Raw genomic sequence first — 12,678 nt, 5'->3', positions numbered from 1 at the left:
CCTTGTGCGCGTTGCGGCGGCCGGCCCGTACGGCTATCCGCCCTCCGCCTCCAGAGCCTCGACCCGGTCGCCCGCGCTCTGGGCGTCCCGGCGTGCCTGTCCGGCCGCACGGCGGGTCTCGGACACGCGCTTGCGCGCGCCGTCACGAGCGGTGCGCGTGGTGCCCTCCTCGGCCCGCGCCTCGTCCAGCTCCCTTCGGGCGGCGCGCAGACGGTTCTCGGCCGTCCTGACGTCCTCGGCGAGAGTGGCCGCCCGTTGCTCCGCCTGCTCCAGCAGTGCCTCGGCCCGCTCGTGCTCGGACTCGGCCTCACGGAGCGCCTCCTCCCGCTCGCGGGCCCGCTGCTCGGCCGTCTCCGCGTCCTGGCGTGCCCGGGCGAGTTTCTTCGCCTGCGCCTTCCGTCCGTCCCCGCGGGCGGCCGGAGCCTCCGGAGCCGTGGCGGGAGCGGCCGGAGCCGGCCGGCGCGCCGCGGCGGCAAGGGCGGATTCGGTGAACCCGACGGGCGGGCTGAGGGGCCTCGCCAGCTGCCCCGTGGCCCAGTCCGCCGCGGCGTCCGGGTCGGCCAGCACCGCCTGCAACGTGACCTCGACCTCGCGCAGCACCGACTCGCTGACCGGATGCCCTGCCTCGGCGGCCAGGTCCCGCACCTGCCGGGACAGCGCACCGACGAGGCGATTGCGCCGGCTGCCGAGCTCCCGCATCTGGTCCCGGTCCAGCTCCTGGTGCGCCTGCCGCAGTCCCTCACCGAGGCGGAGCAGCCCGGCCGCCTGGTCCGGGTCGGCCCGCACGAGGAGGTTGCAGGCCCAGGCGGACAGCGTCGGGCGCCGCAGCGACGAGATCCTGGTCGCCAGGCCACGGTCGCCCGACGCGCGGGCGGCCGCCGCGTGCCGACGGCGGGCGTCGGTGAAGTCCTCCGGCGGCAGCCCGTACAACTCGTCCGCGACGCTCTCCAGATCCACGGCTCACCCGGCACCTTCCGTCCAGTTCCGTTCATCCTGCCTGCTTTCCTCCGGTATTCCACCCGGGGAGGACGAGGGGCGCAGGGCGGTCGCACCCGCCACACCGAGCACCCCTACAGTGGCCACCCATGGCGAGAATCGAACTGCTGCCCTTCGACGTGACGCACGCGGCCACGGTCGCCGGCTGGCCGGCCACGTCCGGCGAGGTCGCCATGTGGTGCGGACGCCACGACTTCCCCCTGCCGCCGCGGGCGATCGCCGAATGGCAGGCGGGCGACGACGTGCGGGCCCATATGCTCCTGCGCGGTGAGGAACTCCTCGCCTACGGGGAGTTGTGGTTCGACGACGAGGAGGACGAGGCCGAACTCGCCCGGATCATCGTCTCGCCCGCCGCCCGAGCCCAGGGAATCGGCCAGGAACTGGTCTGCCGGCTGACCGCGCTCGCCACGGACGCCGGTTACGAGGACGTCTTCATGCGGGTGCACCCGCACAACGAGCCGGCCCTGCGGTGCTACCGGCGAGCCGCGTTCCTGCCCGTCGACCCCGATCTCGCCACCGCCTGGAACGCCGCCCAGCCGGTCGACTACGTCTGGCTGCACCACAGCACGGCCCGTACGAAGACTCGGTGACCACCGCCGCTCCGTGACGGGGAGCGTTCCGGCCCGTACGCACGCGGGCCGCTGGTACGCACGCGGACCGCCCGTACAGACACGAGCCGCCGCCCTGACGTACCCGCACCCGGGTGGTCCGTGACCGGATGCCGTCCGTCACGGCTCGCGGGACAGTTGTCCGACATGGGCGCCCTGAGGGAACTGTCGCCACCGCAGCGTGCGGTCATGATCGCCACGATCACCGCCAGCGTCCTGCTGTTCTCCAGCCTGACCGCCGTCATCGTCGCGCTGCCCCAGATCCAGAAGGACCTCGGCATCGACAGCTCCACCCTTCACTGGGTGATCGTCGCCGCCCTGCTCCCGCTCTGCGCCGTGGCCGTGATCAGCGGCCGGCTCGGCGATGTGGTCGGACGGCGCCGCGTGTTCCTGCTGGGCATGGTCTGCTTCGCGCTCGGCTCCGGCCTGTGCGCCATCGCCACCGACGGCATCTTCCTGGTGGCGGCGCGCGGTGTGCAGGGCCTCGGCATCGCCCTGGCCGTACCGCTCGCGCTGGCCAACCTGACCGCCGCGCTGCCCGAGGAACGGCACGGCTGGGCCATCGGCGTCCAGACGGCGTTCACCAGCTTCTTCGGCGTGGCCGTGCCGCTGGGGATCGCGCTGCTGGTGGAGTTCGGGAGCTGGCGGTGGGCCTTCGCCGTCTGTGTCCCGCTCAGCCTGCTGGTCGTCGTCCTGGCCCGCCGGCATCTCGTCGAGACCCGGGGGCGGACCGGGGCGTCGATGGACGTGACGGGCGCCGTCCTGATGGCCTCCGGGCTGACCCTCGTCGTCTTCGCCTGCGAGCGGTCCTCCGACTGGGGCTTCGCCGCGCTCGGCACCCTGCTGCCGCTTGTCACGGGCGTCGTCCTGCTGGGCCTCTTCGTCGCGGTGGAACTGCGCGTCGCCGACCCGCTGCTGGACCTGCGGCCGCTGCGCCGCGCCACGATCTCCGTGCCCATGGTCGCTCTGGCCCTCGTCCAGTGCGCCTCGCTCGCCGTCGGTGTCCATGTGACGCTCTATCTGCAGCACGTGCTCGACCTGGGAGCGCTGCGTACCGGACTGCTCCTCATGGCCGGCAGCTTCGGGACCGTCGTCCTCTCGCCGTTCGTCGGACGGCTGACCGACCTCGGGTACGGCAGGTTGCTCATCGTCACGGGCCTGGTGCTGCTGGGTTGCTGCGTGCTGTGGCTCACGTACGGCGTGGCGAACCGCCACAGCACCCTGCTCGTTCCCGCCCTGCTGGTCTTCGGCCTCGCCCCGCCGCTGGTCTACCCGTCCGCCACCGCGATGATCATGGCGGCCGTACCCGCCTCCGCGCGAGGAGTCGCGGCGAGCCTGTCGGTGCAGAGCCGGCAGATCGGCGCGACGCTGGGGCTGGCGCTGATGAACGCGCTGTTCACCACGGCGGAGTGGCGGGAGCGTAACGAACTGCTGGCGTCCACCGGTGGGGACGGCGATGTGTTCAGCCCGCGTGAACAGCGCGCGCTCGACAACGTCCTCTCGCGCGAGGAGCAACGGGAGGAACTGCTGGCCCGGCTGCCCGGCACCTCGCACGACCGGGTCCGTGCGGCCGCCGACAGCGCGTTCGTCGCCGCGCTCGAGGTCGGTTTCCTGACCCTGGGAGGGCTGGTCCTGCTCAGCGCCGTCCTGCTCGCCCTGGCAGCCGGCCTCAGGAGACCGGCTGCCCCCGACCGGCCCCCCGACCCTGACCGGGCTCCTTCCCACCGGGCGCGGGGAGCTGCTCGCTCTTCCAGGCGAGGGGGCCACGCCAGCCGTAGCGCAGCGCCAGCAGTCGCAGGACGAAGGTGGCGAGCATGGCGGCGCCACTGCTGATCGGGCCCAGCAGACCGAACTGGAGCAGTACGGCGACCGTGCCCGCCCCCAGCACCGACGGCAGCGCGTACATCTCACGGTCGCGGCGCAGCAGCGACGGGATCTCCATGGCGAGCAGGTCCCTGAGCACTCCGCCGCCCACCGCGGTCGCGACCCCGATGGCGGCGGCGTGGAACGGCTCGATGCCCCACACCGCTGCCTTCACCGTGCCCGACACACTGAACAGTCCGAGCCCCGCCGCGTCGACCACCTGGACCGCTCCGCCGATGCGGTTGATCGCCGGATGCAGGAAGAAGACGAGGCCGCCGGCGATGATCGGGGTGAGGAAATAGCCCATGTCCCTGAAGGCCGCCGGCGGAACGTCGCCGATGACCAGATCGCGGAACACCCCGCCGCCCAGCGCGGTGATCTCGGCGAGCGCCATGATGCCGAAGACGTCGAACCGCATACGGACGGCCACCAGCGCGCCGGTCACGGCGAAGATGAAGATGCCCGAGAGGTCCGCCACCAGGTGCACCGAGTGATCGAAGATCTCGTAGGTCTGCGACACTCCGCATCCCTTCCTGGCAGGCGGGACCGGAAGGCTCCGCCATTGAGGCGACGCGCGATGCCCCGCGGCCGCCGACCGCCCCGTAAGCCGGTCAGGACGAGGCACATGGCAGGCAGGCAGGCGGACGGACGGCCCGGCCGGCGCACTCCGAGGGCGCCCGGAGCCGGCCCGGCGATCACAACGGTCATGTCAAAGGTTCATATGTGTCCGGATACGCCCCTTGCGTCGCGGGTAGTTCCTGCTGAAGCTCGGCCAAGCCGAACAGTTGGTCGGGGCAGGTGCGCCCGCTGTCCGGCGGAACCACACATCGACAGCGGCCGGCGCAGCGTGGCGCCCTCGCTGGTCACCGGGCTCGCCATCCAGGGTGCGCTTGATCAGATGCCGGTATCCCCATCCGGCGGACCACTGGGAATCGCCATGCGAACGATCGCTTCGAACCCGCCCGGAACGCCGTGCGGCGCCGGAACCCACCGGGTCCCGGCCTCCCGTCACGGGCCGGGCCCGGCCGTGTCCGTCCATGCCTTCACCGTGCCCGCGACGCCCGCCGAGGTCCCCGCCGCACGCCGGAGAGCCGCGCGGGTCCTGCGGGAGTGGGGGCTGTGCGAGGACGGGCTGTACACCGCCTCACTGGTGATCTCCGAGCTGGTCGGCAACACGGTGCGGCACGCCGTCCCGCATTCCGACAGAACGACGGTGAAGCTCACCAGGACCCGGACGGCACTGACACTGACCGTGCACGACGAGCACCCCTTCCTGCCGGAGCCGGTGCTCACCGCCGATCCCGGACAGGACCGCGGGCGGGGCCTGATGATCGTCGACACCCTCGCCCGCGAGGCGGGCGGCGCACTGCAGGTGGGCCGCGTGTCCGAGCGCGGCAAGGAGGTACGGGCGGTGTTCGCCGCGACCGACTGCGCGGACGGCGCCGGGGCGGGGGCGTGTCCGGCCGACGGGTGCCCCGTCATGCACTTCCGGCGGGAGCGGCGGGCCGGCTGACCGCGGGCCGTCCTGACGCCGCAGCCGGGCGGCGGCGTCAGGACGCACAGGTCAGGATCAGGACGTACAGCTAGCAGGACGTACAGGTCGGGATGCAGGGGCCACGTCAGGACGTACGGCGGCCGGTGCCGCCGGGGCGTGCCAGGTGGCGCCGAGCGTCACGCCCCGCTCGCCCGCAGCATTCCCTCGCGGTCGACGATCTTCACCCGCTCGCGGTCCTCGGCCGCCCCGAGCGCGCGCTCCGCCTCGTCCAGCCGGTACCAGCCCTGCCACGTCGTGTAACGGACGTTCGTGCGGTCGAGGAACGCCACGACCGCCTCGGGGTCGGGCGCGGACGGTGTGTGCAGACGGCCGCTGCCGTGGTCGTCCAGCAGGCTCGCGACCGTCTCGTTGGCGTCGCCCTTGGTGTGGCCGATGAGGCCGACGGGGCCGCGCTTGATCCAGCCGGTGACGTACGTCGACTGCAGGTGTTCGCCGCTCTCCATGACGCGTCCGGCCTCGTGGGGCACCGTGCCGGTGTCGAGGTCGAAGGGCAGCTTGGGGAGTTCCTCGGAGAGATAGCCGACCGCCCGGTAGACCGCCTGCACGTCCCAGGTGCGGAACTCGCCGGTGCCGTCGACGTTGCCGGTGCCGTCGAGCGCGGTCCGTTCGGTGCGCAGACCCGTCACCCTGCCGTCCTCGCCGACGACTTCGGTGGGGGACTCGAAGAAGTGCAGGAACAGCTTGTGCGGCCGGTCGCCGGTGTCGCGGATCGCCCAGTTCTCCAGCGTCTTCGCGACCATGTCCGCCTGCTTGTTGGCGCGGCGCGTGGCGATGGAGCCGTCGTCGTAGTCGATGTCCTCGGGGTTGACGATGACCTCGATGCTGGGGGAGTGGTCGAGCTCGCGCAGCTCCATGGGGCTGAACTTGGCCTGCGCCGGCCCGCGCCGCCCGAAGACGTGGACCTCGAGCGCCTTGTTGGCGGCGAGCCCGGCGTGGACGTTCGGCGGGATCTCGGTCGGCAGCAGCTCGTCGGCCGTCTTGGCGAGGATGCGCGCCACGTCGAGCGCGACATTGCCGACGCCGAGCACGGCGACCTTCTCGGCCTCCAGCGGCCAGGTGCGGGGCACGTCCGGGTGGCCGTCGTACCAGGACACGAAGTCGGCCGCGCCGTACGAGCCGTCGAGGTCGATGCCGGGTATGTCGAGCGCACGGTCGGCGTTCGCGCCCGTGGAGAAGATCACCGCGTCGTAGAACTCGTGAAGATCGTCCAGGCCGATGTCGTTCGGGTAGTCGACGTTTCCGAACAACCGTATCTGCGGCTTGTCGAGCACCTGGTGGAGGGCGGTGATGATGCCCTTGATCCGCGGGTGGTCGGGGGCGACGCCGTACCGGATCAGCCCGAACGGGGCGGGCAGCCGCTCGAAGAGGTCGATGGACACGCCGGGGTCGGCGGCGGCCTCGGACTTCAGCAGCGCGTCGGCGGCGTAGATCCCGGCGGGTCCGGCTCCGACGACAGCTACCCGCAGGGGGCGGGGCATGAGTGATTCCCTTCGAGCGACAACGGCGGTCTCGACCGCCATCCTCGCAGGAGGAATGCCTGCTCAAACACCAGGTCCCCGTCTATGACCTCATAAGCCAGGCTTATGACTTCTCAAAGGGCGCCTTGACGCGGATTCCGTTTTTCGGGCGTCGGACCGGCTGGCGCGCCGTCGGAGCCGGCCGTGATTCTTGACTGATCACCGTCATAATGACGGGGTGACTCCCGCCTCCCCACCCTCCACGGCGTCCTCGTCCGCCTCGGCCTCGTCACGGCGTACCCGCGTCGTCATCGTGGGCGCAGGACCCGCCGGACTCACCGTCGCCAACATCCTGCGCACCGCCTCCGTCGACTGCGTGGTCCTGGAAACCGAGACCCGCGCCTTCATCGAACAGCGGCCCCGCGCCGGCTTCATCGAGGAATGGGCGGTCCGCGCACTGGAGCGGCGCGGACTGGCCGACCGCCTCCTCGAACACGCCCAGGCACACGGCGAGTTCGAGTTCCGCTTCTCCGGTGGGCGACACCGGTTCCCCTATGGCGAACTGTCGGGGCGGCATCACTTCGTCTACCCACAGCCCCTGTTGGTGACCGACCTGGTGCGGGCGTACGCGGACTACGCGGGCGGCGACATCCGTTTCGGCGTACGGAACGTCGAGCTGCACGACATCGACACCGACCGGCCCTCGGTGTCGTACACCGACCCGGAGACGGGCGAGCGGCAACACCTCGACTGCGACGTCATCGCCGGCTGCGACGGCGCACGCGGAGTGACACGCACCTACATGCCGTCCGAGCACTCCACCGTCGCCCGGCACGACTACGGCGTCGGCTGGCTGGCCCTCCTCGCCGAAGCACCTCCGTCCAGCGACTGCGTCGTCTTCGGCGTCCATCCGCGCGGCTTCGCCGCCCACATGGCACGAAGCCCCCAGGTGACCCGCTACTACCTCGAATGCCCGCCCGGCGACGACCCGGAGGACTGGCCGCACGAACGCGTGTGGTCGGAGCTGCGCCACCGGCTGTCGGCGGACGGGGCCCCGCCGCTCACCGAGGGCCGGCTGATCGAGAAGCGGGTGCTGGACATGCACAACTACGTGGTGGAACCGATGGTGTACGGCCGGCTATATCTCGCCGGCGACGCGGCCCATCTCGCCGCGCCGATCGCCGCGAAGGGCATGAACCTCGCCCTGTACGACGCCCTGCTGCTCGGCGACGCGCTCGTCGCCTACTGCACTACGGACGACACCGGAGGACTGAGCGAGTACTCGGCGTCGAGCCTGCGGCGCGTATGGCAGTACCAGGAGTTCTCGCAGTGGCTCTCGGACGTGCTGCACGGCGCCTCGTCGGGCGACCCGTTCCGCGCGGGCGCCGCGACCGCACGGCTGCGGCGGATCTTCGAATCGCCGGCCGCGGCGGTCGCCTTCGCCGAGCTGTACATCGGCAAGGACATCGACTGCTGACCGGACCCTCGCACGACTCCCGGCCGCGGGGCCCTCGTACGGCTGCCTGCCGCGGGACCCGCGCACGCCTGCCGGCCGCGGACCGACGCCCGACTGCCGGCAGGCACTCCTGTGCCGCGCCGGGTCACGCCACCATGGGCCGGTCGGTGGAGACGATCGGAAACGGCAGGACGGTCGAACCGGTCAGATAGCGGTCCGTTGCCGCCGCCGCGGCCCGCCCCTCCGCGATGGCCCACACCACCAAGGACTGGCCGCGCCCCGCGTCACCCGCGATGAACACGCCGTCCGTACGGGCCCGGCGCGCCGCCTGCCCCTCCAGGCCGTCCAGCGCCGCCCGCCCGGCGACCGGTACGGCCGGTGTGGCCGCGAAGCCGGTGTCCCGGGCGAAGTTCCCCCGGTCGTCCAGCCCGAGCCCGAGCTGCCGCATCAGCCCGGAACCCCGCTCGGGCCCGGAGAAACCGAGGGCGATCAGGACCAGCTCCGCGGGCAGTACCTGCTCGGTGTCCGGCAGCGGACTTCTCGCCGCGGGCTCCACCTCCGTCAGGCACAGCGCGCACACATGACCCGCCGCGTCCCCTTCGAAGTGAAGGGTGGCGGACGAGAACAGCCGGGGATCCGTCCCCTCACGGCCCCGGGCCTCCTCATGCGCGTGGGAGATCCGGTAGACCTTGGGATGCGTCACGGGCCAGGGCTGGCCGTCGGGCCGCGCCTCACCCGGCTCCGGATTGATGTCCAGCTGCACCGCCGACACCGCGCCCTGCCGCAGCACGGTACCCAGACAGTCCGAAGCGGTGTCCCCACCGCCGATGATCACGGCGTGCTTGCCCTCGGCGGTGACCGGTGGCGAGCCGTAGTCGCCCTCCTGGACCCGGTTGGCGAGGGTCAGATAGTCCATCGCCTGGTGGACGCCCTGCAGCTCGCGACCCGCTACGGGCAGTTCGCGGCGCTCCGTCGCACCCACCGCGACGATCACCGCGTCATGACGCCTGCGCAGCTCGGCGGCGTCGACATCGGTGCCGACGTCGACACCCGTGCGGAACTTGGTGCCCTCTTCCCGCATCTGCTCGATACGACGGTTCAGATGGCACTTCTCCATCTTGAACTCGGGAATGCCGTACCGCAGCAGGCCTCCTATCCGGTCCGCGCGCTCGTAGACGACCACGGTGTGACCGATCCGCGTGAGCTGCTGCGCCGCGGCCAGCCCGGCGGGTCCCGAACCGATGACGGCGACGGTCTTGCCGCTCAGCCGCTGCGGCGGCTGCGGCGGTGTGTACCCGCGCTCCCAGGCCTCATCGGCGATGGTCTGCTCGACGTTCTTGATCGTCACGGGATCGGCGTTGATCGCCAGCACACAGGCGTCCTCGCACGGCGCAGGACACAGCCGCCCGGTGAACTCGGGGAAGTTGTTCGTCGCGTGCAGCCGCTCGGCCGCGGCCTGCCAGTCGCCCCTCGACGCGTACGCGTTCCACTCCGGGATGAGATTGCCCAGCGGGCAACCGCTGTGGCAGAAGGGCACGCCGCAGTCCATGCAGCGCATCGCCTGCTCGGACACGAGCGGCAGCAGCGCCTGCCCCGCGTAGACCTCGCGCCAGTCGTCGAGCCGTGCCTCGACGGGGCGCGGCGGCACGGACCGCCGGGGGATCCTGAGGAAGCCGCGTGGGTCGGTCATGCGCCGCCTCCGTCGCTCACTCGCAGTGGATTAACGACGTTCCGACCAGCGTACGCCTGCTGCGCAGGGCTCCGTCGTACGCCGGGAACCCGAGGCCCCACCGCCGCTCACCGGCCCGACCTGACCCGACGCGATCTGACACGACCTGACCCGTGGGTAACCGGGCGAGGGTGAAACGGGCCGCCCGGTTCCCCCACGGCACCGTGCTGTCCTTCACAGCGAGGGCAGGCAACGCGGTCGCGGCACTCACCGTATTGCCGGGTGAGATCCGCGCGCGCCGCCGCTGGTGCGCGCGCGGGGCCCGACCGAGGAGCAGCCGTACATGAGCGAAGACACCACACCGCCCCGCTCACGCCGCGGGCGAGGCACGAAGCGCCGACGCCTGGTCGACTACCCGCGGCAGGGCAGAGAGGGGGTCCGCCGCTGGCTCCCCTCGTGGAAACTGCTCCTCGGCACCTTCACGGCGATCGTGTGCGGGCTTGTGGCGCTCTTCGCCGCCGTCTACGCCTACGTCGACGTTCCCAGCGAGAACGCCGCGGCGCGCCAGGAAGCCAATGTCTACTACTGGGCCGACGGCAGCCAGATGGTGAGCGTGGGTGCCGTGAACCGGCAGAACGTGCCGCTGGCGAAGATCCCCGTCTCCGTCCGCAACGCCGCCATCGCGGCGGAGAACGCCACCTTCTACTCCGACTCCGGAGTCTCCTTCTCCGGACTCGCCCGCGCCGTCGCCAACATGGCCCGCGGCCAGGAGACCCAGGGCGGGTCCACCATCACCCAGCAGTACGTGAAGAACACCTATCTGTCGCAGGACCAGACGATGTCGCGCAAGGTACAGGAGTTCTGCATCGCCCTGAAGATCGACAACCGAAAGTCCAAGGACGACATCCTCCAGGGCTACCTCAACACCAGTTGGTTCGGGCGCGGCGCGTACGGCATCCAGGCCGCCGCCAACGCCTACTACGGCGTCGGCGTGGACAAGCTGAATCCCAGTCAGAGCGCCTTCCTCGCCGCCCTGTTGAAGGGCGGCAACGACTACGACCCCGCGGTCGGCGAGAACAACCGCCGCCGCGCGGTCGAACGCTGGTCCTGGATCCTGGACCGCCAGGTCGACCTGGGCCTGATGAGCCCGCAGGAACGCGCGCGGTACACGACGTTCCCGGCGCCCCGTCAGCAGTCCAAGTCCACCAATCTGAGCGGCCAGACCGGATATCTCGTCGACATCGCCAAGCGCTACGTCAAGAAGCAGACGAAGCTCACCGATGCCGACCTCGACCGGGGCGGTTACCAGATCCACACCACCTTCGACAAGGCCGCGGTGCAGCAGCTCGAACGCTCCGTCCAGGGCGTCCTCAGCCGTGACATCAAGCCCAAGACCAGGGAGGCCGATCGGTACGTCCAGGTCGGCGCCGCGTCCGTACGACCGGACGACGGCGCCATCGTCGCCGTCTACGGCGGCCCCGACGCGACCACGTACTTCACCAACAACGCCGACACATCGGGCGTTCCCGCGGGTTCGGTCTTCAAGCCCTTCGTCCTCGCCGCCGCGCTGCAGCACGGTGCCGTGGCCGAGGACGGCTCCGTACAACGCGTCTCCACCGAGAGCCGCTTCGACGAGAAGGGAAGGCTGACCGCGGACCTGCCGCCGGTGCGGGCCGACGGCACGTTCTTCTTCCCGCCGGCCGGCGCCGGCCGTTTCCCGACCCTGCGGGAGGCGACGGCCGCCTCCGCCAACACGACCTTCCTGCGGCTCGGTTCGGCCACGGGTCTGGCGCGCGTGGAGGACATGGCCGTGGGAGCCGGAATGCTCAGGAGCAGCATGGCGCCCCGCACCAAGGAGTTCCCCCTGGGCACCTCCTCACCGAGCGCGATCCGGCTGGCCGGCTCGTACGCGACGTTCGCGAGCGAGGGCACGCGGCACGAGCCGTACTCCGTCACCAAGGTGCTCCACGGCGACGAACCCGTCCCCGGCCTCGGAGCTCCGCCGGCGCGGCGCGTCATGGACCCGGAAGTGGCCGTCGGCATCACCTCGGTCCTCCGGGACGCGGCCCTCGGCACCGAGGCGGCATCGGCGATGGCGACCCTCGGTCCCTTCTCCGGAGCCTCCACCGGCCGTAACGACACCCAGCGCGCCGCCTGGTTCGCCGGTTACACCGACAACCTGTCCACCGCCGTGACGATGTTCCGCTCCCAGCCCGGCAAGCCCCTGCTCCCCATGGCGGGCACGGGCGGGAAGGACACCCTGCGCGGAAGTGTCTTCCCGGCCAGGATCTGGTCGGACTACATGATGAAGATCTCCCCGCCCAGGTCCGACGACGCGCCCGCGGAGCCGGCACCCACGTTCACGGGTGCCGCGTAGCAGGTCAACCGGTGCCGCATGGCAGTGAAGCGGGCTTCTTCCGCGGAGGGCGGCCCTCGTCGGCCGGGGCCGGTGTGATGACGTGGTTTTGGGGACGAACGAGTGACGTACCGGACGCAGCGGAACCGCCCCGGCTCACGATGCGCCCTCAGTGGTGTCAGTGACGCAACCCTGGAGGCTTCCATGACTGCTGAGCCCCTTCTTTCGCTGTCGTCGGTGCTGTCGGACGCGGGGATCGACCCGTATCGGTTCCCCGGCGCGCGTGACTCCGACGGGCTGTACTCCGCGATGCGCGACGAGGACGATCTCCTGCCGCCTGAGCAGGAGGAGCGGCTGCCCATTCCGCTCGCGGCGCACGACAGGCGCCGTCTGGACCTGCACTCGGCCCTGACCACGACGGGCGTCGCCCCGCGGCCCGGTGATCTGGACGCCATCAACATCCTGTGCGCGCTGGACGACAGGACGGTCGCGACCGTTCTGCGCTGGATCACCGTCGCGGGCCCGAGGCCGGCCCGCGCCTGTTGACCGGTCCCCGCGGCCGGACGGTCCTCGGCCACGCGGAGTCACGGAGAGCGGAACCCGGTTCACCGCAGGCGCGCCCGCGGTCGCAATGGCGGCCGCGGGCGCGCTCGTGTGTGCCGTCAGGAGTGTCCCGGCACACGGCTTTACAATGGAAAGATATGTGAGGTGCGGTGAC

9 protein-coding genes and 1 pseudogene are annotated in these 12,678 nt (G+C 71.4%); 6 read left to right on the top strand and 4 right to left on the bottom strand.

Annotated features, from left to right (window positions below):
* Positions 1–33 precede the first annotated feature (33 nt).
* Positions 34–957, bottom strand: coding sequence for a hypothetical protein (locus OG766_RS01245; RefSeq protein WP_328724314.1), 924 nt, complete (start codon positions 955–957; stop codon positions 34–36).
* 128 nt (positions 958–1,085) lie between these two features.
* Between OG766_RS01245 and OG766_RS01240 the strand changes: the two genes are divergently transcribed.
* Together OG766_RS01240 and OG766_RS01235 are read left to right on the top strand one after the other, a co-directional pair.
* Complete coding sequence (locus OG766_RS01240) at positions 1,086–1,586, top strand: GNAT family N-acetyltransferase (protein WP_328724313.1); 501 nt, start codon at positions 1,086–1,088, stop codon at positions 1,584–1,586.
* A gap of 165 nt (positions 1,587–1,751) precedes the next feature.
* Positions 1,752–2,966 (top strand): annotated as a pseudogene (locus OG766_RS01235) (MFS transporter); the annotation flags it as partial.
* Positions 2,967–3,273: 307 nt separating this feature from the next.
* On the opposite strand, the gene OG766_RS01230 reads toward OG766_RS01235, so the two are convergent.
* Positions 3,274–3,987 (bottom strand): trimeric intracellular cation channel family protein, encoded by a 714-nt coding sequence (locus OG766_RS01230; RefSeq protein WP_328724312.1) that lies wholly within the window; start codon positions 3,985–3,987, stop codon positions 3,274–3,276.
* A gap of 417 nt (positions 3,988–4,404) precedes the next feature.
* On the opposite strand from OG766_RS01230, the gene OG766_RS01225 reads away from it, so the two are divergent.
* On the top strand, positions 4,405–4,980 hold the full coding sequence (locus OG766_RS01225) for an ATP-binding protein (RefSeq protein ID WP_328724311.1): 576 nt from the start codon (positions 4,405–4,407) through the stop codon (positions 4,978–4,980).
* 158 nt (positions 4,981–5,138) lie between these two features.
* On the opposite strand, the gene OG766_RS01220 is transcribed toward OG766_RS01225, so the two are convergent.
* Complete coding sequence (locus OG766_RS01220; RefSeq protein ID WP_328724310.1) at positions 5,139–6,500, bottom strand: FAD-dependent oxidoreductase; 1,362 nt, start codon at positions 6,498–6,500, stop codon at positions 5,139–5,141.
* A gap of 217 nt (positions 6,501–6,717) precedes the next feature.
* Here OG766_RS01220 and OG766_RS01215 point away from each other — a divergent pair, with 217 nt between their 5' ends.
* Positions 6,718–7,956: a 4-hydroxybenzoate 3-monooxygenase gene (locus tag OG766_RS01215; RefSeq protein WP_328724309.1), complete on the top strand. Its 1,239-nt coding sequence runs from the start codon at positions 6,718–6,720 to the stop codon at positions 7,954–7,956.
* A gap of 124 nt (positions 7,957–8,080) precedes the next feature.
* Here OG766_RS01215 and OG766_RS01210 read toward each other — a convergent pair whose 3' ends face one another.
* The gene (locus OG766_RS01210; protein WP_328724308.1) at positions 8,081–9,625 is read right to left on the bottom strand and encodes a glutamate synthase subunit beta; all 1,545 of its coding nucleotides are present in this window, start codon (positions 9,623–9,625) and stop codon (positions 8,081–8,083) included.
* Between the two features lie 322 nt (positions 9,626–9,947).
* Here OG766_RS01210 and OG766_RS01205 point away from each other — a divergent pair, with 322 nt between their 5' ends.
* Together OG766_RS01205 and OG766_RS01200 are read left to right on the top strand one after the other, a co-directional pair.
* Positions 9,948–11,981 (top strand): transglycosylase domain-containing protein, encoded by a 2,034-nt coding sequence (locus OG766_RS01205; RefSeq protein ID WP_328724307.1) that lies wholly within the window; start codon positions 9,948–9,950, stop codon positions 11,979–11,981.
* Between the two features lie 183 nt (positions 11,982–12,164).
* Entirely contained in the window at positions 12,165–12,506 is a 342-nt protein-coding gene (locus OG766_RS01200) for a hypothetical protein (protein ID WP_266377614.1), read from the top strand.
* Positions 12,507–12,678 lie beyond the last annotated feature (172 nt).

The organism is Streptomyces sp. NBC_00259, from assembly GCF_036181745.1.
GTDB lineage: Bacteria > Actinomycetota > Actinomycetes > Streptomycetales > Streptomycetaceae > Streptomyces > Streptomyces pratisoli.
This window is presented reverse-complemented; position numbering and strand designations above follow the sequence as displayed.